Genomic DNA, 23,383 nt, shown 5'->3' with positions numbered 1-23,383 from the left:
GTGATCAATGCTGGTCGGCGGCCCCCTGCCGCCGACAGCCTCGACCGATCGAACTCGGGGTCCACCGGTCGATGGACCCCAGGTTGGATCTGTCGATGCTGTCGGCGGCAGGGGGCCGGCAACCAGCATTTCCGGCATGACTGATCTTCCTGTACGGGTGGCCGGCTGGAGTGCCCGGCACCCATGGCGCGCGATCGCCGGCTGGCTGTTGTTCGTCGTCGTCTGCATCGGCGTCGGCGTGGCGGTCGGCGGAAATCCGGCCACGAGCGAGGACTTCCGGATCGGTGAGGCCGGCCGGGCGGAGGCGATGGCCGCCGAGGGCGGCATGCAGCAGAAGCCGGTCGAGCGGGTGCTGATCACTGCGGCCTCCGGGGGCCGGTTGGACCGGGCCGCCGCGGAGGCCGCAGCAGCGGATGTGACGGGCCGCATGCGTGCGCTCGGCGAGGTCGAGTCGGTCGGCGGGCCGGTGTGGTCGGCCGACGGCACGGCGGTGCGCGTCGACGTGACGCTCGGCGGGCCGGAACTCGACGGCAAGCAGCACGTCGAGCCGCTGCGCGCCCAGACCGCCCTGGTGCAGGCCGCGCATCCGGCGCTGCGGGTGGAGGAGACTGGCAGCCCGTCGATCAGCAAAGGCGTCGAGGAACTGCGCGGCAAGGACCTCGCGCGCACCGAGATGATCGCGCTGCCGGTCACGCTGATCACCTTGCTGCTGGTCTTCGGCTCGGTGGCGCTCGCGGTCGTACCACTGGTGCTGGCGTTGTCGTCGATCATCGCGGCCGTCGGTCTGTCCATGGTCGCCTCGCATGCCTTCCCCGACGCCGGGGTGGGCACGAACGTGATCTTGCTGATCGGCATGGCGGTTGGTGTCGACTACACGCTCTTCTACCTCAAGCGGGAGCGGGAAGAACGCGCCCGGGCCGGCGGCCGGCTCAGCGCCCGGGCCATCGTGGATCTCGCGGCGGCCACGTCGGGGCGGACGGTGGTGCTGTCCGGCATCGCGGTCGTCATCTCCAGCGCGACGCTGTACCTGGCCGACGATGTGATCTTCTCGTCGATCGCCACCGGCGCGATCGCCGTCACGCTGGTCGCCGTGGTCAGCTCCATGACGGTGCTACCGGCGCTGCTGGTGATGCTCGGCCGGCGCGCCGAGCGCCGGACCGCCCGCACCGGCCGGGTCGCGCGGGCCGACCGGGAGAGGACCGGGCACGGCCGGCTCACCGGTGCCGTCCTGGGTCTCACCAGCCGCCGCCCCGCCGCGGTGCTGATCGTCACCTCGGCCGCTCTGCTGGCGCTCGCCGCACCGCTGCTGGGCTTGAGGCTGACCGACATGGGGCGCGAAACCCATCCCCGCGCCATCCCCGCGATGCAGACGTTCGACCGGTTGAACCAGGCGTTCCCCGAGTTGAAGGCGATGCACCAGGTCGTCGTGAGAGCCGACGCCGACCGGGTGGGCGACGTCGCCGACGCGCTCAAAGACCTGGCGAGCCGCGCGGCGGCCGACCCACGGCTCGCGGGTACAGCGCAGGTGCGGACATCCGCCGACGGCAGGATCAGCATGCTGGAACTGGCGGTGCCGCACTACGTGAGCACGGCCGAGGCGCGGACCTCCCTGCGGACCCTGCGCGAGGAGTACGTGCCGGCCACCGTCGGCAAGGTCAGCGGCGTCGAGACGGCCGTCACCGGCGATGTGGCCCGGTATGCCGACTACCCCGAGCACCAGGAGCGGAAGCTACCGCTGATCATCGCGACGCTGCTGCTGGTGACCTTCGCGATGACGGCATGGGCCTTCCGGTCCGTCGTGCTGGGCCTGGTCGGCATGGCGCTCAACCTGCTGTCCGCGGGCGCCTCACTCGGCCTGCTGGTCCTGGTGTTCCAGCACTCCTGGGCCGAGAGCGTGCTCGACTTCACCTCCACCGGGACGATCGGCTCGCGAGTGCCGCTGTTCCTGTTCGTGATCCTGTTCGGCCTGTCGATGGACTACCAGGTGTTCGTGATCAGCCGGATCCGGGAGGCGGCCCTGCGCGGCGTCAGCACCCGGCAGGCGGTGCTCGACGGCATCGCCGGCTCGGCCCGGGTCGTCACCAGCGCCGCCTTCGTGATGGTGACCGTCTTCGCGAGCTTCGTCGGCCTGCACATCATCGAGATGAAGCAGATGGGCTTCGCGCTCGCCACGGCGGTCCTGCTCGACGCGGTCGTCATCCGGATCCTGGTGCTGCCGGCGATCATGCTGCTGCTCGGCGAACGCAGTTGGTGGCCGTCGCGGCCGGGCGCGGCCGCCGCCGAGCGGGCCCGGACGGTGGCGACAGTAGGGTGACCGAATGGATCAACGACCGCGCTTCGACGGCCGGATCCGGCTGATGACGTTGCCGCGGGCGTACGCCGTGACCTGGGTACTGTTCGGGCTGTGCCCGCCGGTCATCGCGGTGCTGGACCGACCCGCCGGCACGAAGTACTGGACGTTGGTCGTGATGACGGTGTTCGGCCTCGGCTACGGCGTCGTCCGGATGTTTCCGGGCGACGCCGCGTTCCGCCCGCACGCGTATCTCGGCCTGGCGGTCATCTGCCTCGGCACGATGGGGTACCTCCTCACCGGTGGCGCGGCCCTGTACATCGCAACCCTCCCGCAGTTCTGGATCCTGGCGAGGACGCCGCTCTGGGCGGTCGCGTCCAGCGGCGCCGGGGCGGCGGCCACCGTGGCCGTCAGCACCGCCGCGCACGGCCCGTCAGCGGGCAACATCGTGTTCACCGGGCTCGGCTACACGTTGAGCGCGGGCGTCGGGCTCCTGGTCCACCGCATGATCAAAGACAACCGGGCGCGCACGGCACGGCTGTCCGCGGACCTGGACGTCGCCCAGCGCGAGCTCGCCGAGGCCAACCAGCGCCAGGGTGCCATCGAGGAACGTGAACGCCTGGCCCGCGAGATCCACGACACCCTCGCGCAAGGCTTCGCCTCGATCATCGTGCTGGCCGAGGCCGCCCGCGCGAACCTGGGTGCCGCCCCCGAGAGTGCTGCCCACCAGCTGCTCTCGATCGAGCAGACCGCCCGGGAGAACCTGACCGAGGCCCGAATCCTCGTCGGGTCGGCCCCGGCGAGCGGCCTGGCCACCGGTTCGATCGCCCAGACCCTGCGCCGCACCCTGGACCGGTTCGCCCAGGACACCGGGCTGACCGTCGACGCCGACCTGCCCGAGGTCACGTGCGACCAGCCGATCCGGATCGCGTTGCTCCGCTGCACGCAGGAGTCGCTGGCCAACGTTCGCAAGCACGCCGCCGCCACCACGGTCGGCGTGCTGCTCACCCGGCGCCCGGACTCCGTCGAGCTGGAGATCACCGACGACGGCCAGGGGTTCGTCGTGGCCGAGGCACGCGGCTTCGGCCTCGACGGCATGCGCCGGCGGCTGGCCGAGCTCGGCGGCGAACTCGTCGTCACCAGCGCACCCGGCGAAGGCACCCGGGTGCTCGCCACCCTTCCCACCGACGAACGGGGCTGACATGACCGATCCGGTACTTCGCATCGTGGTGGTCGACGACCACCCGGTCATGCGCGCGGGAGTCGTCGCACTGCTCGCCGCCGAACCGGGCCTCGAGATCGCCGCCGAGGCCGCGAACGGGCGGGAGGCCGTCGAGCTCGTCGAGCGGGAACGACCCGACGTGGCGCTGATCGACCTGCAGATGCCGGTGCTCGACGGTGTACAGGCCACCGCCGCCATCGTCGCGGCCGGCACCGGCACCCGCGTCCTGATCCTCACCACCTACGAGACCGACGCCGACATCGAACGGGCAGTCGAGGCCGGCGCCATCGGATACCTGCTCAAGGACACCACCCGCGAACAGCTGGTCGACGCGATCCGCGCCGCCGCACGCGGCGAGACCGTGCTCGCCCCCCGCGTCGCGCAACGGCTCATCGCTCGGATGCGCCAGCCCGCCCCGGTGGTGCTGACCGCGCGCGAGGCCGACGTGCTCACCGCGGCCGCCGACGGCCTGTCCAACCCCGACATCGGCAGGCGGCTGGTGATCGCCGAGGCCACCGTCAAGACCCACATGCTCAGGATCTTCGCGAAACTCGACGTCAGCGACCGCACCCACGCGGTCGTCGTGGCCCTGGAACGCGGACTCATCACGCGCCCCAAACCCTGATCCGGCTGCTCAAACAAGCAGGTCCATTGAGAGCCGACGGCGGGACCTGAACCCGCAACCTTCCGATTACAAGGCGAGTTATGCCCGGTTTCACGAGTATTGCGCGTGCTATTTAGTACGGGCTTGTCCATTTTCCGGTCCAGCCGGGCGGCCCAAGTCCAAGACGGCGGGGTGGTGTCCAGAAACGGCGGAGCACGCGTCGAGCCCGCTCCGATCCACAGTGGACACCCTCGTTACGACTGGTCGTTGCCGATCAGCTTGACGCGCCACTCTGCGAACCGAGCCCGCAAACCGTCCAGCGCTCGGCCAGTCACCCCGTACTCGGCGAAGTCGGAGCGGCACAGCAGTCGCAGCGCCTCGGTCGTCTTCGGCCTGTCGCCGATTTTTGAAATTTGACCCCTTTTGGGGGGTTCGCAGTTCGGCACTCTCCTGCAACGGGTCGATCATGAGCGCCACGGCAGCGACCTTGCTGTGGAGGTCCGACCTGCTGTGGTACTGCCAGAGCACGAGCCGCGAGCGGCACAATCCACAAGGCTCGACAGTATTCCGATCGGCTCGGACGCCATGGCATGGGGAATTCTGCCGGTTTGTTACCGGTTGTCAGCGCGTTGAGTTGAGCGGCCGCCGACGACCGCTGCGGCGACCCGGTCCGCCGCAGCTACGGGCGACTCGTGTTCCCAGACACGCAGCACAGTCCACCCGAGCGATGCGAGCCGGGCGTCGGTGTCACGGTCCCGGTTGACGTTCGCCTGCAGCTTCGCGGTCCACCACTCGGTGTTCCGCTTCGGTGTGGTGCCATGCTGCGGACACCGGTGCCAGAAGCAGCCGTCGACGAAGACCGCCAAACGCCGCCGGGGGAAGACGATGTCACCGCGGCGACGGGTCCCGGGCAGTACGGCGTCGACCCGGTACCGCATCCCACGGGCGTGTAACACCCGTCGGATCGCCAGTTCGGGTGCTGTGTCGCGGCGACGCTGCCGTGACATGCGATCCGCAATGTCCGGAGTGCTTGCGGCAGGTCGCTGTGAGGCCATCACAGGCCGGGCGGCTGCGCCTGCATCGCCCGCACGTGTTCCTTCATCGCGATCCGGAACCCGTCATCGAACCGCAGGCTGCTCTGCTCCATCCGGCTGAAGAAGCCTTCGCTGGCCCGGCGGCTCAACGGTGTTGCCTCATCGAGATCTACCACGTCGAGAAGGTGCTGGTATGGCCTCCGCAGCGGCCACATAGAGATCTCAACCTGCCAGCGCTCGCCTTGCTTGCCCCATGCGGCCAGCGGCCACCGAGGGTGCCCTGGGGGCAGAGCCATCGACCGGTTGAGGTCGAAGGTGCCGGGTTCGAGCAAGCGCCCGCCCAGCCACTCCGCGACGCCAACGGTCACCGCGTTGCCGATGAGCTTCCACCGGGTACCGTTACGCCGCCCGTGCGCGGCCGCCGGCAGGGTCCAGCCTTCCGGGAATCCCTGAAGCAGTTCGCCGGCCCGGATGCCGGGCGTGACGATGGCACGTCCAATGGGCGCATCGCGAACCCAGAGCGCAGGCGGTGACGGAATTCCGATCGTCGAGCCACCCTTCAAGGTCGGCAGCGCATCGCGAGCCCAACCGAGTCCACGTAGCCCCTCGGTCCAGTAGAACCCGAACACGTCGTCGGCAAACCAGTCTTCCGCTGGCTCCTTAGCGTCGTCGGCGAAGAGTACCCCGCGCGGATCAGCTTGTTTGGATGCCACCATGATCACTCGTTGCCGACGCTGCGGAACCCCTGTGAATCGGGAGTCGACCAGCCGGTACGCCCATTGGTAGCCGAGCTGCTCAAGCTGGCCGATCAGGTAGGTCATTGCCTGGCCCTGATCCAGCACCAGCATGTTCCTGATGTTCTCGATCACGACCCAACGGGGCTCGGTGTCGGCAAGAAGTCGGAACAACTGGTTGACCAGTCCAGACTGAGCCCCGTGGATGCCTGCGGTGCGGCCGGCCTGGGACAGATCGGTACACGGAAAGCCCGCGGTGACGACGTCAACGGCGGGAAGATGCGGCAGTGTCCTGACGTCCTCACTGATCGGGATACCAGGGAAATGTGCCGTCAGCACCTCTCGCGCAGGCTCCCAGATCTCGCATAGAGCCGCCGTATTGAACCCGGCCCGATGCAGTCCGAGCTCCAGGCCACCGATCCCAGCGAACAGGCCGGCGACGGTGGGGGCCGGCTCGGCTGGGGCATCAGGGATGGCCTGGTCGGTACTGTCGGGCATCGGGGCATCATGGCATCGCTTGACGCCTAAGGTCGAGTCGCCGCCACGGGCCTTGACGAACAACACCCACCCCTCACACGTAATCGATCATACGATCGAATACTATGGCCGGAGGGCGTGATCGGCTGCAACGAAACGCGTACAAGCTGCCATCCCTGAGTGGGTGATTGGACGTCGTCGGCACTACGTCCCAGCGTGGCCGCCGTTCAGCCGCGTTCAATGCCGGGTCGCCGCTCCGTGAGGGCCGCCTTACGGTCATATGGGTTCTCTACGCTCCGTGATCGACAAAGATGCCCGTGCCCGCAAATCCCATCATCGCTGTTGGAACCCGTCTGGGTCGAGTTCGCCGTGCAGCTGCCCGAGTGCAGCGAGTTCGACCCCGGCCACCCCGCTCGGCTGCCACCGCCGCCGGGCTCCCGACCGGGTGGTCTTTGAACACCTCGTTGCCGCGCTGGTGCGCACGGGTCGGGCTGCGAACGTGTCGCCACCGCTGCCTGCTCGGACTCCACGATCCGGCGCCGGCTCAAGGGCTGGGCAGCCACCGGCGTCGCCGAGGCCGTCCACGCCGTAGCCCTCGCCGCCTACGACCGCATCGTCGGCCTGCAACTGGCCGATGTCCCGGTGGACGGCTGCATCACCAAGGCCCCGTGCGGAGGCGACAAGGCCGGACCGTCCCCAACGGACAGATGTAAAGGCGGCCTGAAACGCTCCATCGCCATCGACGGCGCCGGTGTTCCCTTAGGATCGTCTCCGCGGGCGCCAACCGCCACGACTCACCACTGCTGGGCCCGACCTTGGCAGCGGCCACCACTCAGGCCGGCCCACACTGGCCTGAAGACGTGACCGTGCACCTCGACTCAGGCTACGACTCCGGCGTGACCCGCGCCCTGCTCGACGGGCTCGGCCTGCACGGCAAGATCGCCCGCAAGGGCGTCCCCACACCAATCCAGGTCGGCAAACGGTGGGTCCGTGAACGCACCCGCGCCTGGATGAACGGCTACGGCAAGCTCCGCCTCTACCTCGCCGCCACGTTCGTCACCGTCCGTACACTGATCCGCGAAGTCCGAACCGCTACCGCTGGGACACCCGACCCACCACCCGCCGCCTCAAATGATCCCTATTGACGGTCGCTCTTATTTATCTCGATCTTACGAGACCACCAGTCGGCGTTCGCTTCGGCGGACGTGCGATGCTCCAGACAACCATGTCAGAAGCAACCGTCGATGTATATCGCGAGACGTGTGCGGGTGAAGGCGATGTCGCTCGTCCTCCGCCGCTGGCCTGGGACGGGCCCACGCAACTCGGTAGCGCAAGCCGCAGGCGTGGAGGAGTCGACGTACGGCGAGTTCCGGCCCATTGTCGCGTCGCCGGAGCCGACTCATCCGCTGCGACACCTCCGTACTGGACGACCCGGGATGCGGACCAGCGTCGAAGCCCGGCTCTTCTGCTGCACGCCCCCGTCGCTGACATAGTATCCATCGTTCCACCGATCGGGTGATCCGCCATGTCCTCGGTAGGCTCTCATGGGAGCAAGACGGGTCGCTGCCGGTGAGGAGGGTGCTCATCGAGGCCAGTGCAGGTCTATCGTCGCCACGAGCACACGACTGAAGGAGGGCACCGCACCGTGGCAACTGCACTACCTGAGGTGGGCCAGCTCGTCGACGTGAGGGGCGCACGCTGGGTCGTCACGGATGTCACGGTGCAGGGGCTCCCGAGGTCATCCGCCGACGACGGCACCTCCGAGATCCAGCACGCCGTCACACTCCAGGCGATGGGTGAGGACCGACACGGCGACGAACTGCGCGTGGTGTGGGAGATCGAGCCGGGCACGAATCGGGTGCCGGAACGGGGCCTGCCACGCACTCTGGACACCGGACGGATCGACGATCCGTCGACGCTCGCAGCGTTCGTCGATGCGCTCCGCTGGGGTGCGGTGACCTCGGCTGACCCGTCGGCCTACCAGGCACCCTTTCGTAGCGGTGCCACGGTGGAGCCATACCAGCTCGAGCCGCTGCGCCGGGCGCTCTCGGCGCCGCGGACCAACCTCTTGCTGGCAGACGACGTCGGCCTCGGCAAGACGATCGAGGCGGGGCTAGTCATCCAGGAACTGCTCCTCCGGCACCGGGCGCGATCCGTGATCGTCGTCTGCCCCGCCGGCCTGGTCCTTAAGTGGCGGGACGAGATGGCGGAGAAGTTCGGCCTATCGTTTGAAATCGTCAGCTCGGAGGCGATGCGGGACGTTCGACGGCGGTACGGCGTGCACGCGAACCCCTTCGTGCTCTTCCCCCGGGTGATCGTCTCGATGTCCTGGCTTCCGACGGCACGGGCACAGCGCCTGATGCAAGCTGCGTTCGACGTCGCTCGCGGTCCCGGCCGTGAGGCTACCGCCTTCGACGTGCTCGTTGTCGATGAAGCTCATCACGTCGCTCCATCTGCGCCGCAGCCCGAGGGCGGGCGCAGGACCTACGCCGTTGATTCTCAGCGTACGCTCGCGGTGCGGGAGTTGGCTCGTCGCTGCGAGCACCGCTTGTTCCTGTCCGCGACACCGCACAACGGGTATGTGGAGTCGTTCACCGCACTGCTGGAGATGGTCGACGACCATCGCTTCGCCCGCGGCGCGGAGATCGATCGCGCGGCACTGGCCGAGGTCACCGTCCGACGACTCAAGTCGACCTTGGATGACGCGCGGTTTCGTAAACGTGAGGTCAAGCCGCTCTTGGTGGAGTCGACACCTGACGAGCAGGAGGCATACGACAGGCTGATCGGCCTCCTCTCCCGACAGCGCGCCGCGAGGAACGGAGACGGCCGTGCCGCGGACATCGCGACGCTTCTCCTCAAGAAGCGGTTTCTCTCCTCGCCTTGGGCATTCGCTCGCACGGCTAGCGCCTATCTTCAGGCCCGTCGCGACGGTCGAGAGCCAGAACTCCCAGACTATGACGACGTGCTGGGTGAGAACGCGACCGACGAGGAGGAAGGCCGTGTCGAGCAGCCCGAGCTGGACACCCTAGTCGACACACGACGGCTGCTCGACGACCTCCCTGTGCAGGATGTAGAAGATCTGGAGCAGCTGATCGGGTGGGCTCGTGGTCATGAAGCGCGTCCCGACTCGCGCCTGCAGGCGCTCCTGCGATTCCTCAACGCGATCATTCGGCCCGGCGGGACGTGGTCGAACGAGCGCGTCGTCATCTTCACGGAATACGTCGACACCCTTGAGTGGATCCGGGGCGTACTAACGACAGCAGGGTACGGATCGGACCGTCTCTCCGTGATCCATGGCCAGACACCGACGGATGAGCGTGAGGACATCCGGCTCCGGTTCAACGCCGACCCCGCTGAGCATCCGGTGCGCCTCCTGCTCGCCACAGACGCGGCCGGTGAGGGCATCGACCTGCAGCGGTACTGCCACCGTCTCGTGAACTTCGACGTCCCGTTCAACCCCAACCGTCTTGAACAGCGGATCGGTCGCATCGACCGATATGGTCAGGAGAAGACGCCTATCGCCTGGCACTTCGTGCCCGCGAGAAGGACGTCTGCCTTTGACCGGGACGTGGACCTGCTGCGCCGACTCGTGGACAAGATGCAGCGGGTACGCGCCGACCTAGGTTCTGCCAACGAGATCCTCGCGCCCGACGTGGAGAACGAACTGCTCGGACGGAAGACGCGCGTTGCACGACCCAGCCGTGACGCGTCCGCCCGCGCGGTTACAGAGATGCTGCAGGGCGAACGGGAGCTGGCGGGTGAGCTGACCCAGATCGCTGACGATCTCGCGACCGTTCGTGACCGGCTGCACCTGCACGCTGCCAATGTTCGCCGCGTGGTCGACACTGCACTGGCGCTGGCCGGCCAGCCGGCCCTGGTAGAGACTGGAGACGATCGCACTGATGCCGGGGTGTTCACCGTCCCCGCCAGTCTGGGCGCGACTTGGTTGCGCGCCACGGAGGATCTTGAAGACCGGCTCACACACGAGCGCCGGCGTATCACGTTCGACGAAGGTGCGGCCGTCGATCGTTCCGACTTGGTTCACGCCCACCTCGGTCACCCGCTAGTCCGCCTGGCGACGCGATCGCTGCGGCAGGAACTGTGGGATCCGGACCCGTCGATCAACCGAGTGACGGCCGTCGTCGTCCCCAGTCTCAAGGATTCGTTCGCCGCAGCCGTCGCTCGGCTGGTGCTCGTCGGTGGAAGCGGTATTCGTCTGCATGAGGAGGTCTTCCTCGCTGGCACCCGCCTACAGCGCCGCCAAGCCCTGGGAGAGGAGCTCGCTGAGGAACTGCTGGCCGCGACACTCGACGGTGAGCACCTACAGGCGGCCCCTCCGGCCGCACTTGCGGCTCTCGTCGCACGGTGGAACTCAGACATCACGTCGAGCGATGGGCTGCGTGCACGCGTCGAACGCGCGGTGGCCGATCGAGCCGACCGCCGCCTGCGGGATCTCACAAACGACCTGGCAATACGCCGTGACGCAGACCTGGCCAGGGTGGAGGGCACGTTCCGTCGGTTCCGTGCCACGCTCGACCGATCTATCGCTCGCATGGAGGAAGCTGCGCGCGAGGCGGAGTCGGCGCTGTTCGAGCTGGAGGGATCAACCCGTCAGCGTCGGCGGGACATCGCGGAGGTCCGCCGTCGCCTGGACGTTCTGGACGAGGAGCTCGGTCGCGAACGCCATGCTGTCTGTGCACGCTACGAATCACCAACCCCGTACCCGTTTGCGGGCGCATTGATCTTCGCCCTCACCCCTGCTGACGCCGAGGAGACCTTCTAGTGCGCCCGCGACCGAGGCAGCGTAAACGTGCTGGCGATCTGTTCGCCTGGCTTGAGCTGGTAGTCACCGACGGGCCTTTCCTGTCGCGCCCGGCCCTGAAGGCGCAATTTGGGGGGGTCCTCCCACGACCGGACGCCACGGTAGACGAAGTACGTTCCGTCTTCCGCGACGGCTTCACCTCATGGGAGCGTGCCTGGACGAGTTGGGTGCAGTCCGACCGCTCAGAGGATGCACGAGGACGCTACCTCCGCGAGCGCGATACCTGGGTGCGCACGGTGGTCACCGATGTACTTGAGTGGGGTCACTACTACCGCCCTGGCAGCTCTGGGATCAGGGCGGTGTCGCTCGACGGCCAGGTCGCGGTCGAGGCGACTGGCGCTCTTGTGACCGCAGAGCGTCCTGAGGCGCTGCTGCTGGTCGTAGAACCCACCGACGACCTGGCAGCACCAGGCACCGACGGATGGACTGCGAGTGCAATCGATCGCGGAGCAGCGCTCCTGCGGACCGCGAATGAATACGCGACCGCGAAGGTGCCGGTCGCGTTGGTGACTGACGGACGCTGGTGGTCGCTGGTCTGGGCGAGCGAGCAGGGAAGCAGCGGTTCGGGGACGTTCGACGGTGCCCTGTTCCGCGAGGAGCCGGACCTGCGTGATGCCTTTTGGGCACTCAGTCGGCTAGCCTCTCTGGCCGGCGGGGCGGCCGAGCGGCGTCTACCGGCTCTCTTGAGCGCCTCGGTGGCGAGTGCCGAGGAGATCACCGACGCACTCGGCAATCAGGTCCGGTCCGCGGTCGAGCTTCTTGTCCAGTCATTTTCGGATTCCCACGTACGGACCCTCGCAGCCGGCACGAGTAGCCCATTGCCAGCCGACGGACACCAGGTCTACGAGGCAGCCGTCACGGTGATGATGCGCGTGGTCTTCCTGCTCTTCGCAGAGGCCAACGAGCTATTGCCGGATGGCGACCTGTTCCACCAGGCCTACGCCATCTCTGCAGTGGGTGAACGCCTTGATGAACGTCGTCGCCACGCCGTTGGTGTGGAGGGCGAGGAACTGCTTGAGGGGTCGTACGACAGCTGGCACCGCCTGCTCGCCACGAGTCGCGCTCTGTTTGAGGGAGCGACCTTCGAGGACCTTCGCATGCCCGCTTACGGCGGGTCGCTGTTCGACCCGCAACGGTTCGATTGGCTCATGGCAACCGACCCCTCGACGGGTCGACTGTGCGTGCTCGTCGACGACCGTGTCATGTCGCATGTCCTCCGGGCCGTCCAACACGCACAGGTGGACGGCGAGGATCGGACGGTCTCCTTCCGCGAACTCGACGTCGAACAGATCGGCTACGTCTACGAGGGGTTGCTGGGGTACTCTGCGCGCTTCACCGAAGGTGAAGAGATTGTCGTCGGCCTTCAGGGGCCGGAGCAGGGCTCCGAGCCGGTGATCCCGCTCATGGTGCTGCACGATCTCGCCGACCAGGCAGGCGACGACGGGAAGGCATTCGCCAAGCTGCTCCTGGATTGGCTGAAGAGGGAACAGCCGGGCGCGAAGCCTCGCACCGCTCTGCAAATCGCCAAGGCGTACGACGTGAGCGGTACAGCCGAGGCACAGGACGACGCGCGCCGCCTGCTGCGCCCCGTTGTGCGGGGAAGGGCGCTGGTCGAGGAACTGATCGGTTACATCGCACTCATCCGCCGGGATCTGCGCGGACTGCCCTACGTCATCCCCGCCGGCGGGCTGGTGGTCGTCGAGACACGGTCACGGGCCACCTCAGGCACTCACTACACACCTCGGTCTCTGGCCGAGAGGGTCGTGCATCACACGCTTGAGCCACTGGTCTACTCGCCGGGGCCGCATCAGACAGCCGAGACGAGCCACTGGGTCCCTATTTCCTCCTCAGAGATTCTCGATCTCAAGATCGCTGACATCGCGGTCGGCTCCGGGGCGTTTCTCGTGGCAGCCGCGCGCTACCTAGGCCGCAAATTGCTTGAGGCGTGGGACCGTGAAGGCATCACTCGGGAGGACGTCACTGCGGAGCAGCGACGCCGGCGTGAGACCGAAGCCAGGCGGGAGGTCGTCGCCCACTGTCTCTACGGCGCCGACATCAATCCCATGGCCGTTGAGATGTGCAAGCTTTCCCTCTGGCTCGTGTCACTCGACTCTGCGCGACCCTTCTCCTTCGTTGACGACAAGATTCTCTGCGGCAACTCGCTGCTCGGGCTCACCCAGGTGCGTCAGCTCCGCGGTCTGCACATCGACCCCACACCGGAGCGCGTCAGCAACCCGGGGTTCACGGTCGACGTCGATCTTCTGCTGCAGCGAGCGATGGAAATCCGGCACCAGCTCGCCTCGACCGTGTCGGAGGCGGACACGATGCGGTCCACCCGAGCGAAGCGGGCACTCATGAGGCAGCTCGACAACAACAACGCCGTGCTACGCGATGTGGCCGACGGCGTCCTCGCTGCAGGGCTGCCTTTGGGGGGGAAGCCAGGGAAGGCGCTCGACGATGCCTACGAGAGATTGTCCTATGCCCTAATGAACGCCTTTGCCTACGACGGTGAGGGCGATCGTACGGTGCTCGACGAGATTCGAAACCGCGGGCTCACGCCAACGGTCGAAACTGACTGGAAGCAATGGAAGCCCATACACTGGGTGATCGAAGTGCCGGACGTGATGATCGAGCACGGCGGTTTCGATGCAGTTGTCGGCAACCCCCCGTATTTGGGAAGCAGGTTTTTGAGCGGGCTTTTTGGCTCTAATGTCAGAGAATGGCTCGCTAAACAGGTCGCGGCAGGTAATATTGGCCTCGCCGACTTGATGTCCTACTTCCTCCGTCGAGCGGGTCAGATTAGCCGAACCGAAGGCTCAGTGCATGGACTGCTGCTGAAAGATTCGATCGCGAGTTTTGAAAACCGCCGGGTCGCACTGAAACCGGTGGAACTGGGGAGTCGGGAAGTGGTCCGCGTTGAAGGGCCCTCCGACTGGCCTACCTCAAGCGCGGAACTACGATACGTGCTCCTGTGGACGAGCGATCGGTCGGGGATTCAGATGCGTGTCCATAACGGAGATATAGTCCCGACTATCGGTGCGGACCTCAAGGTTGCAGATGACTCATTTAGCCAGCGAAGGATCCTCAATCGCAACGCAGCATTCGTTGGCAGCTACCCCAATGGAACGGGATTCCGTCTGTCGTTAGACGAGGCTGCGGCTCTTGTCGAGGCAGGCTCGCGCAACGCAGAAGTTATTTGGGACTACTTGACGGCTGATGCGATTCAATCTGCCATACCGCCGAAACCCGTAAGTAAAATCATAAACTTCGGCGATATGAGCCTTGAGGAGGCGTCGGATTACATTGAGCCTCTGGAGCGCCTAGAAAAGCTGGTGAAGCCTGATCGCGCCAAGAAGTCTAGTCGCTCACTGCGGGAGCAGTGGTGGCGATACAAGGCACAAGCGAAGGCCATGTACGAACAGATCACATCCTTAAGTCATGTTTTATGCTTCTCCCAGGATGGGAAGAATCTCCAGCCCGCCTTGGTCGATCAGGTCAAGCGTGTGGTGATCGACACTAAGGTTACGGTGGTGGCGGATGATTCTTTCTCTACCTTTGCCTGTCTTTCGTCATCACTGCATCGGATCTGGGCGATCGGAGACGGGTATGCGCGCGCCCGGGTGTTCAAGTATCTGCCGTCACACTTCAGCTCCTTCCCGCTCCCGGAGCAGGACAATGAGCTGGACGAACTTGGCATTCGACTGCACCATATGCAGCGCGCCTGCATGAAGAATCGTCACGTTGGCTTGCGTGAACTTTACAACTGGGTGGCCGAGCCCGATAACAGGCTGAGCGAAATACTAGAACTGCGTAAGATCCACCATGAGATCGACAATCGATTTTTACAGCTTGCTGGCTGGGGAGACCTTCGCGGGAATGATTACACATTCGAGGCGATCGCTGGGATCCGGCAGCTCCTTCCAGATCAAGAGTGGCGGCGGGAGGTACTGCGGCGGCTAGCGTTGGAAAACGACCGCCGCGCCACCATCCAGGGAGATGCCAGTACGGCCGGCGAGAATGACGACGAAGGCGAGGACGAGTGACAACCAGCTCCACGGAGGTCCGCAACGAGTTACACCGCCTGCTCGCAGCTGACCTCGTCGGCCCCTGGGGAGGGCCGGCGGAGACGATCGTCGGCAATCCGCGCGGCCGGTACCTCGCCGGTGCCCTCGCGCCCGTCAAGGTTTCCGGGGGCGGCGAGGTCAGGCCCTTGCCGCCATTCGCCATCGCGGAGCCCGAGAGCGTCGCAGACCTTCGCGCCGTTGAGGACCCGCTCATGGTCGTCTCCGAGAACGGCTCCGCTGGTGTACCGGAGGTGGAGGACGGCGAGGTCATGGACAGCGAAGAGTCGGCTGAGGCGGAAGACCGAGGTCCGGCGTCCCAGCTCATCGCTCCGTCGTCGATGGGGCTGCGCTTCCGCATTGGTGCCGATGGTCCGGGCCTTATCCTCACAGCCAGGTGGGGCACGTACACGCCGCGCCGGGAGGCGGACGACAACGGCCGCATCCGCACGCTCTACGACCGAACGCAGCATGAGTACTTCATTCGTGTCGATCGTTCTCGACTTAAGTCAAGGGCATACCTCGATGAGACGGTGCTTGAGAAGGACGGTGAGGTCCTCGTCTCCATAAGTGTGGAGGTCCTTCCCGACGAGGCCGACGGCTCTCTCGTGGTCGAGGTTGCCCTCCAGAACCGCAAGATCACAGATGGCAACCTTCCGCCACGCGAATGGCTCTTCCAGGCAGATTTGGAGGTGACCGCCGACGACGAGAGCGATGTGTTTCTCCCGATCCACGACCCCCTCGACGGTTTCGCGCAAGGGCTCGACGCCGAGGAGAAGCGGCTTGAGCTTCTTTACCGGGACCGACTTGAGTTCGCGGTCGGTCGCACGTGCTCGGCCACTTGGTCCTGCGCCAATCCTGCGAAGACCGGGGGACTCTGGGTGCGTGACCTCGTGATGGACTCGCGCCGGGCGAACCGCATCCGCACCACATGGCTGCCAGAGACCGAGGTCCCGCAGACCACCGCCCCGCCCATTCCCGGCACCATCGTGTCGATGTGCAGGCTTGGCGATGCATCTCTCCACGAGGTGATCGATGGTCTGAGGCCCTTGATCGACGGCTACCGCAACTGGCTCACCGAGTGCCAGACCGAGGCGGAACAACTGCCGTCCCACCTCCAGGCCGTCGCGGACGAGGCGATCGAGGATGCTGACGCTGTCGGCAAGCGTCTGGAAGCTGGCCTTGAGCTGCTCAAGGAACCTGACGTGTTCCGGGCTTTCCAGTTCATGAACCGGGTCATGGCCGAGCAGCGCATCCACAGCCAGGTCGCACAGGCACGCTCAGAAGGGGGCGCGCTCTCGATTGCGGAAGCCCTCACGAAGGTGCTTAGCGAGGGCGAGAAAGCTGCGTCGTGGCGCCCTTTCCAGCTGGGGTTCATCCTCATGCAGCTGAGCGGGCTCAGTCGACCGGAATCGGCTTTGCGCAGCGGAGAAGCGGCCCAGGCGGAACTTCTGTTCTTCCCGACGGGCGGCGGCAAGACCGAGGCGTACCTCGGTCTTGCCGCGTTCACCTTCGCGATCCGCCGGCTCCAGGGCACCGTCTCCTCACCCGACGGCGCGCTCGACGGTCGTGACGGTGTCGCGGTTCTCATGCGCTATACGCTTCGACTGCTTACGACCCAGCAGTTCCAGCGCGCGACGGCTCTGATGTGCGCCACCGAGATTGAGCGCCTTAAGGACACCGCGACATGGGGCGACGAGCCCTTTCGCATCGGCCTTTGGGTGGGCACGAGCGTCAGCCCCAAGAGCGTCGCAGAGGCGAAGGCTCAGGTCGACGAGGCGAAGAGCACCGAGGGCAAGGCCTACGGCGTCACCGTCTTGCAACTGCAGCGCTGTCCGTGGTGCGGGACGAGTATCAGCTCGAAACAGCACATCCGTCACGACCCGGTCCGCCGCCGAGTGCTCGTCTACTGCGGCGCGAAGCTAGGCACCGAGTGTCCATTCGCCGAGGGCGGTCAGGTCGAGGATGGTCTCCCCCTCCTCACCACCGATGAGGAGATCTATCGCCACCCGCCGACCTTCCTACTCGCCACGGTCGACAAGTTCGCCCGTATCGCACGCGAAGGCCAAACCGCGAGCCTTTTCGGCCACGTTGTGCGGCGGTGCCCGAGGCACGGGTATATCCATCCCGACACGCCTGACGACGTGTGCAACGGCTCGTCGCACAACGCCAAGGGCGGCGCGCCCAAGGCGGTCGTCGCACCGGTCGGCCGACTCCGCCCTCCGGACCTGATCATCCAAGACGAGCTCCACCTGATCACCGGGGCACTCGGGACGGCTGTAGGGTTGTTCGAGGTCGCAGTGGATACTCTCTGCAGTTGGCGGCTCGGTGCGGATGCATCGACTGCCGTCCCCGTGCGACCGCTCGTCGTCGCCTCGACCGCGACGAGCCGAAATGCCGCGGTCCAGGTCCGGCGGCTCTACGGGCGTGGCGTCGAGATCTTCCCTCCGCAGGTCCTTGACATCCGCTACACGTACTTCTCCACAGAGGTGCCCGTCTCGCCGGGGAATCCCGGTCGGCGCTATCTCGGCGTCTGCGCGCATGGGGCTCGGCTCACCCTCACCGAGATCCGCGTGAGCGAGATCCTACTGCTCGCGGGTCAGCGCCTGCTCGACCAGCACGGCGAGGCCGCGGACCCCTACATGACCCTCGTCGGGTACTTCTCGGCCACCCGAGAACTCGCGGGTATGCGCCGCTACCTCGATGACGACGTCACGACTCGAATCACGAACCCCGATAAGCAGAGCGGATACCCCCCACGTGGCCGCTTCGGCCTTGAGATCGGTGAACTCACGTCGCGGATCTCGTCGACGGACATCACGGCGACGCTCAACAGGCTCGCCGTCGCGTTCGACCCGGCCTTCGACTCCACGGCTGCGCATCAGGAGCAGGCCGCGCTGCGGCGCGCTGGCGGCAAACCGTCGGGCCGAGCTGGGGAGCGGCCATACGACGTGGTGCTCGCGACGTCGATGCTCCAGGTGGGCGTCGACGTCGGGCGACTCGGTCTCATGCTCGTCGTCGGTCAACCAAAGAACACCGCTGAGTACATCCAGGCTTCCTCGCGGGTGGGCCGCGTCGCATCGCGAGCAGGGCTGGTAGTCACGCTCGCTAACCGCGCGCGTCCCAGGGACATGGCGCACTACGAACAGTTCGAGCATTATCACCGCACCTTCTATGCTCACGTCGAGTCGCTGTCGGTAACCCCTTACTCAGACTCCTCTCTCGAACGCGGACTCACCGGGGTGCTCGTGTCGATCGCGCGCGTCCTCGACGCCACACGGTCGCCCTCGCTCTCGCCTCAGGCCGGCGCAGGCTCGGTCGCCACGCGCTACTCGACCGTTGAGCACCTCATCGACGTCATCGCGGAGCGCGCAGCCGCTGCGGAGGCGGATGATGGGATCGATGAAGTTCGAGCAAAGCTTCAGCGACGGCTCGACACCTGGTACAAGAAGGTCAAGTCGACGCCCGACATCGTTTATGACAAGCGCGGCAAGCCCTCGCTTCTCATAAGCCCGGAGGATGGTGCCGTGTTCGACGATGACGTCTACCTCCGCGTCGCGAACTCCATGCGAGAGGTCCAGCCCGAGATCAACCTCGTCGTGCGATCCGTCCAGGACAAAGTGACCGACGCCGAGCCTCACGACGCGCCAGGCTGGGTGTTCCCGGTGGAGGCTAAGGCATGACCGATCCCATCTCAGCACCCGACGGCGCGCAAGACGCAGGGTCGTTCGTCGCCGCGGCAGAGGTACTCGATCCCTTCGCTCACCTCGATGAGATCAAGCCGAAGAACCACAGCCGCATCGGGTCCGTCCGCCCCACCGCTCTGCTCTACACCGGCGGCATCGGGGCCACAGTTGACCTGCCGCACGTCGCTGTCATGCCGCAGGGCCTTGAGACATGGGACCTTGCGTATAAGAAGCTCGGCAAGGTCTTCCAGGTGTCCGAGCCGCGCCTCGTCGAGGCGGTCAAGGCGCAGATCGGTCGCCAGGTGATCGAACTGCGTCGCCCGCCCCGCGAGGAGACGGGCCCGGACGGCTACTCGACGATCGGGGTGCCTGCAGCCGTGTTCCCCCGCTGGCTGCGCTGTACGGGTTGCGACCTGCTGGCGCCCTTCGACGGTGAGGGCGGCTCGTTCACGTTCATCAACACCATCCGACGTAGGCCGGACAAGGCGCGCTTCCTGCACAAGGGTTGCAAGGGCCGCAGGGGAACGAGCAAGCCGCGGGACAACGTCGCGGTCCCAGCCCGCTATCTCGTCGCCTGCCTCGATGGTCACCTCGACGAGTTCCCCTACTGGGGATGGGTGCATCAGGCTCACGGCGGCGGATGGACGTGCGACAAGACCCCTGGGGTGATGAACCCGCGCACTCTGCTCCGCATGCTTGAGTGGCGTAGCAACCTCGGCCCGGAGGTACACATCCATTGCGTGACGTGTGGCGAGCGTCGTTCCATGCGGGAGCTAACCGGTACAGCGGGTGTGCAACGCATGCCCCAGTGCCGGGGACGCCACCCCCACCTCGGCACCTTCGAGGACTGCAACGCCGAGACCAAGTTCATGCTGCTGGGCGCTGCCAACCAGTGGTTTCCCGCCACGGTGAGCTTGCTCGTCGTTCCGGAGAGTGCTGATCTCACTGTCAACGATGTGGCCGCACGGTTGCAGGGCATCCCCCCCGAGCAGCGCGCTATCTTCTCACAGCCAGGGATGATCCCCGGTTTCAAACTCTTCGCGCAGGCGTCGGCAGGGTTGGACCTCGCTGATGTGCCGGATGACGTCGTGTCCGAAGCCCTGGACCTTCTAGCGTCGGGGGGGATTCCGGACACCGGCCGCACGACGCCCTACACGCCGATCGAGCTCCGAGCACCCGAGTGGCGAACCTTGGTACGACCGAACGACTTCGCCAAACACGCTCGGCAGAGCGACTTCCGGATCCGCGAGGTGGACATCCCGGCGTCGCTCACGGACGTCCTCAAGACCGTCGCGGCCGTCGACCGCCTTAAGAAGGTCAATGCATTTGTCGGCTTCACGCGTGTGGATTCGTTCGACCGCATCGACGACGTCGCTAGGCTCGCTCCCATCTCACGCAAGCGCCCTCGCTGGGTGCCAGCGACGGAGGATCATGGCGAGGGCATCTTCGTCCGCCTGCGGGAGGAGGTCGTCGGACCGTGGGAGGAGCAGATTCTCGCCTCTGGTCTGTGGGAGGCCCATAGAGAGGCTCACCGCCTCAACGTACGACGGCGCACGAGCGCATCTGCCGCGGAGATCGATCCGGACGCCCGCCTGGAGCCGCCGCGGTTTTGGGCCGTCCACACGCTCGCACATCTGATCATCCGTCAGATGGCCATGGACTCCGGCTACGGCTCGGCGTCGTTGACGGAGCGCATCTACGCTTGGCGCGGGAACGAGGACCACGAACCCGCCGCAGGGTTGCTCATCTCCACGACCTCACCGGACAGTGAAGGAACACTCGGCGGGCTGGTCGAACTCTCGTCGCCAGACCGGCTGTGGCGACTGACCCAGCGTGCACTACACAAGGCATCCCGTTGCTCGTCAGATCCAGTCTGTGCCCATCGCGCACCCGCCAATGGCGAGGATTTCCTACACGGTGCAGCATGCCACTTTTGCACGTTCAACTCCGAGACCTCATGCGAGAATGCCAATCGCTTCCTGGACCGGCGCTTCCTCCGAAGGTTAAACATTAACCAGGAAGTCAGTGGCCTCCTGGACGCCGTGGATCTGGAATGACGACGGGTCTGGCTGCGCTTGAGCCTCTCGTCGAACTTCTCACGCCGACCGAGCTCCGCCGCGTGGCTGCCAGTCTTGAGGCCACTGGCCGAGTGCGTCGAGCGGCTCGTGAGGTCGCGGCGACCCGCGAGGCGTTGGCCCACCGGCTGCTCAGCGAGCTCGTCCCTGAGTTCGGCGCGGCCCACGCCCTGGCCGCGGCACTTCGTGTTGCGGCCAGGATTTTGGAGAGGCAACCGGAGCCACCCACGATCATCTGGAGCGGACCGCAGCTTCCCGGGGACTCGGTCCGTACCACGGATGCCATCGAACGCCTCATCGACGAGGCTGAGGAGTCGGTACTCGCCTCCACCTACTCGGGCTCCGGCACCGCGCCGTTCGTCCAGGCCCTCCGCCGGGCGGCGAACCGCAAGGTCACGATCATGGTCGTCGCCGACGTCGTCAAACAGCGCGACTGCGCCTACGCGATCGCATCAGCCGTCCCCCGCGCGAAGGTCTACGGCTACCACTATGAACACCAGTCCGGTGCCGGCTACCAGCATTCAAAGGTCTTGGTTATCGACGGGCAGATCTCGCTTGTTACGAGCGCCAACCTCTCGGCCGCGGCTCTAGAGCGCCACCTTGAGGCCGGGCTTCTAACCCGCGATATCTCCGTAGCGAGCGGAATCGCCAGAAGGATGACTGACCTTATTCAGTCAGGTCACTTGCGTCCACTACCCGGCTCACGGTGAGGTACCAGTCCTAACGACCGTTACGCACATGGATCTCAACCTCCGGCTTCCCGACTAACTGACCGGGAAATCGAAAGTGCTGCGCGGTGGATGTGCGACGCCTGGGCTCGGACAGAAGCTGGTTCATATCACGACGGACTCGTCCGAGCACAGAACGAGCACGAGCGCCCCACCGACGGGCCCTCCAAAATCGGGGATCTGCACAAAATCCGAGCTTACGGGCTTGATCGGGAGAGCCGACGGCGGGACTTGAACCCGCAACCTTCCGATTACAAGTCGGGTGCGCTACCAATTGCGCCACGTCGGCCAACAGGACGATCCTACCGGGCCGGCCGTAGGGCGCGCCTCCGACATACCTGCAGGCCAAGTCGGGACGAATCTGACCAAAAACGCGTACTGACCTTGGCAGAGGGGCCATCCCCGCCTACTGTTACCCCAACTCCGGGCGGCACCGCCGCTGCTCAGAGCTTCTACTCGGATCGTCCGGCACGTTCCTGCCGGTGGAAGGTGGCACCCTGTCATGGCTACGGTGACGTACTCCAAAGCCTCCCGGATCTACCCGGGCACCCCGCGCCCCGCGGTGGACCAGCTGAACCTCGAGATCGGTGACGGCGAGTTCCTCGTGCTCGTCGGGCCGTCCGGTTGTGGCAAGTCGACCTCGCTGCGCATGCTCGCCGGCCTGGAAGATGTCGACGCCGGCGACATCCTGATCAACGACCGCAACGTCACGCACCTGCCCCCGAAGGCTCGTGACATCGCGATGGTGTTCCAGAACTACGCGCTGTACCCGCACATGACGGTGTACGAGAACATGGCGTTCGCGCTCAAGCTCCGCAAGACGCCGAAGCACGAGATCGACCGGCGCGTGAAGGAAGCCGCGGCGATGCTGCAGCTGGAGGACTACCTCGGCCGGAAGCCGAAGGCGCTCTCCGGTGGTCAGCGGCAGCGTGTCGCCATGGGTCGCGCCATCGTGCGTGAGCCCCAGGTCTTCCTCATGGATGAGCCGCTGTCGAACCTCGACGCGAAGCTGCGTGTGCAGACGCGTTCGCAGATCGCGACGCTGCAGGCGAAGCTCGGCATCACCACGGTGTACGTCACGCACGACCAGGTCGAGGCCATGACCATGGGTCACCGGGTCGCCGTGCTGCTCGACGGTGTGCTGCAGCAGGTGGACAGCCCCCGCGCGCTGTACGACCGTCCGGCCAACGTCTTCGTCGCCGGCTTCATGGGCTCCCCGGCCATGAACATCAAGACCGTTCCGCTGAGCGACCAGGGTGGCCGCTTCGGCGACGTCACGCTGCCGCTGACCCGGGAGCAGCTCGCCGCGGCGCAGGCCGATGGCGGCGGCAACCGGGTGACCGTCGGGTTCCGGCCCGAGGACACGGACCTGGTCGGCCCGAACGACGGTGGCATCCCGATCACCGTCGACCTGGTCGAGGAGCTCGGCTCGGACGCGTACGTGCACGGCACCGTCGCCCTCGAGGGCCAGGACGAGCGGTTCGTGGTCCGTGCCGACCCGCGCCGCACGCCGCGCCTGACCGAGATCGTGTACGTCCGCCCGCACGTGAACACGCACCACGCGTTCAACGCCGCGACGGGCCTGCGCATCTGATCAAGCACGAGCAATAAGCAAAGGGCCCGGCGACCAGAAGCCGGGCCCTTTTGCAT

The 23,383-nt window shown here is 66.2% G+C and carries 11 protein-coding genes, 1 tRNA gene and 1 pseudogene; 10 read left to right on the top strand and 3 right to left on the bottom strand.

The window, feature by feature from the left end:
* The first annotated feature begins 136 nt into the window (after positions 1–136).
* The 3 genes from ACFPIJ_RS23780 to ACFPIJ_RS23770 are packed head-to-tail and all read left to right on the top strand — an operon-like array spanning position 137 to position 4,137.
* Positions 137–2,314 carry an MMPL family transporter gene (locus tag ACFPIJ_RS23780; RefSeq protein WP_380117377.1) on the top strand — a complete coding sequence of 726 codons (2,178 nt, stop codon included), beginning with the start codon at positions 137–139 and terminating at the stop codon, positions 2,312–2,314.
* Positions 2,315–2,318: 4 nt separating this feature from the next.
* A complete protein-coding gene (locus tag ACFPIJ_RS23775; protein ID WP_380117376.1) occupies positions 2,319–3,491 on the top strand; it encodes a sensor histidine kinase in 1,173 nt (390 codons plus the stop codon).
* A gap of 1 nt (position 3,492) precedes the next feature.
* A complete protein-coding gene (locus ACFPIJ_RS23770) occupies positions 3,493–4,137 on the top strand; it encodes a response regulator (protein WP_380117375.1) in 645 nt (214 codons plus the stop codon).
* Between the two features lie 590 nt (positions 4,138–4,727).
* Here the strand turns inward: ACFPIJ_RS23770 and ACFPIJ_RS23765 are convergent.
* Complete coding sequence (locus ACFPIJ_RS23765; RefSeq protein ID WP_380117374.1) at positions 4,728–5,123, bottom strand: very short patch repair endonuclease; 396 nt, start codon at positions 5,121–5,123, stop codon at positions 4,728–4,730.
* 47 nt (positions 5,124–5,170) lie between these two features.
* A complete protein-coding gene (locus ACFPIJ_RS23760; RefSeq protein WP_380117373.1) occupies positions 5,171–6,382 on the bottom strand; it encodes a DNA cytosine methyltransferase in 1,212 nt (403 codons plus the stop codon).
* 306 nt (positions 6,383–6,688) lie between these two features.
* Between ACFPIJ_RS23760 and ACFPIJ_RS23755 the strand changes: the two are divergent.
* The 6 genes and pseudogenes from ACFPIJ_RS23755 (at position 6,689) to drmC (ending at position 21,715) form a co-directional block, all read left to right on the top strand.
* Positions 6,689–7,496, top strand: a pseudogene (locus ACFPIJ_RS23755) (transposase family protein).
* 531 nt (positions 7,497–8,027) lie between these two features.
* Complete coding sequence (gene drmD / locus ACFPIJ_RS23750; RefSeq protein WP_380117372.1) at positions 8,028–11,144, top strand: DISARM system SNF2-like helicase DrmD; 3,117 nt, start codon at positions 8,028–8,030, stop codon at positions 11,142–11,144.
* A complete protein-coding gene (locus tag ACFPIJ_RS23745; protein ID WP_380117371.1) occupies positions 11,144–15,226 on the top strand; it encodes an Eco57I restriction-modification methylase domain-containing protein in 4,083 nt (1,360 codons plus the stop codon). Before drmD ends, ACFPIJ_RS23745 begins: the two co-directional genes overlap by 1 nt.
* Positions 15,223–18,927, top strand: a complete 3,705-nt coding sequence (gene drmA / locus ACFPIJ_RS23740; protein ID WP_380117370.1) for a DISARM system helicase DrmA — start codon at positions 15,223–15,225, stop codon at positions 18,925–18,927. The genes ACFPIJ_RS23745 and drmA overlap by 4 nt, the downstream gene beginning before the upstream one ends.
* Positions 18,924–20,987 carry a DrmB family protein gene (gene drmB, locus ACFPIJ_RS23735; RefSeq protein WP_380117369.1) on the top strand — a complete coding sequence of 688 codons (2,064 nt, stop codon included), beginning with the start codon at positions 18,924–18,926 and terminating at the stop codon, positions 20,985–20,987. Before drmA ends, drmB begins: the two co-directional genes overlap by 4 nt.
* A complete protein-coding gene (gene drmC / locus ACFPIJ_RS23730) occupies positions 20,984–21,715 on the top strand; it encodes a DISARM system phospholipase D-like protein DrmC (RefSeq protein WP_380117368.1) in 732 nt (243 codons plus the stop codon). Before drmB ends, drmC begins: the two co-directional genes overlap by 4 nt.
* A gap of 234 nt (positions 21,716–21,949) precedes the next feature.
* Here the strand turns inward: drmC and ACFPIJ_RS23725 are convergent.
* A tRNA-Thr gene (locus ACFPIJ_RS23725) sits at positions 21,950–22,022 on the bottom strand.
* 213 nt (positions 22,023–22,235) lie between these two features.
* Between ACFPIJ_RS23725 and ACFPIJ_RS23720 the strand changes: the two genes are divergently transcribed.
* The gene (locus ACFPIJ_RS23720; RefSeq protein ID WP_380117367.1) at positions 22,236–23,327 is read left to right on the top strand and encodes an ABC transporter ATP-binding protein; all 1,092 of its coding nucleotides are present in this window, start codon (positions 22,236–22,238) and stop codon (positions 23,325–23,327) included.
* The last annotated feature ends 56 nt before the right edge of the window (positions 23,328–23,383 follow it).

Origin of the sequence: Dactylosporangium cerinum, assembly GCF_042653625.1 — a bacterium.
In the GTDB taxonomy this organism is placed as follows: Bacteria; Actinomycetota; Actinomycetes; order Mycobacteriales; family Micromonosporaceae; genus Dactylosporangium; species Dactylosporangium cerinum.
The sequence above is the reverse complement of the archived record's forward strand: the minus strand, read 5'-3'. Positions and strand labels throughout refer to the sequence as shown.

What these genes read in the sequence shown, in the direction of transcription:
- ACFPIJ_RS23760 (WP_380117373.1), bottom strand. Translation starts at nt 6,382, where the DNA reads ATGCCCGACAGTACCGACCAGGCCATCCCTGATGCCCCAGCCGAGCCG.
- ACFPIJ_RS23770 (WP_380117375.1), top strand. Translation starts at nt 3,493, where the DNA reads ATGACCGATCCGGTACTTCGCATCGTGGTGGTCGACGACCACCCGGTC.
- ACFPIJ_RS23765 (WP_380117374.1), bottom strand. Translation starts at nt 5,123, where the DNA reads ATGTCACGGCAGCGTCGCCGCGACACAGCACCCGAACTGGCGATCCGA.
- ACFPIJ_RS23720 (WP_380117367.1), top strand. Translation starts at nt 22,236, where the DNA reads ATGGCTACGGTGACGTACTCCAAAGCCTCCCGGATCTACCCGGGCACC.
- drmB (WP_380117369.1), top strand. Translation starts at nt 18,924, where the DNA reads ATGACCGATCCCATCTCAGCACCCGACGGCGCGCAAGACGCAGGGTCG.
- drmC (WP_380117368.1), top strand. Translation starts at nt 20,984, where the DNA reads ATGACGACGGGTCTGGCTGCGCTTGAGCCTCTCGTCGAACTTCTCACG.
- ACFPIJ_RS23775 (WP_380117376.1), top strand. Translation starts at nt 2,319, where the DNA reads ATGGATCAACGACCGCGCTTCGACGGCCGGATCCGGCTGATGACGTTG.
- ACFPIJ_RS23780 (WP_380117377.1), top strand. Translation starts at nt 137, where the DNA reads ATGACTGATCTTCCTGTACGGGTGGCCGGCTGGAGTGCCCGGCACCCA.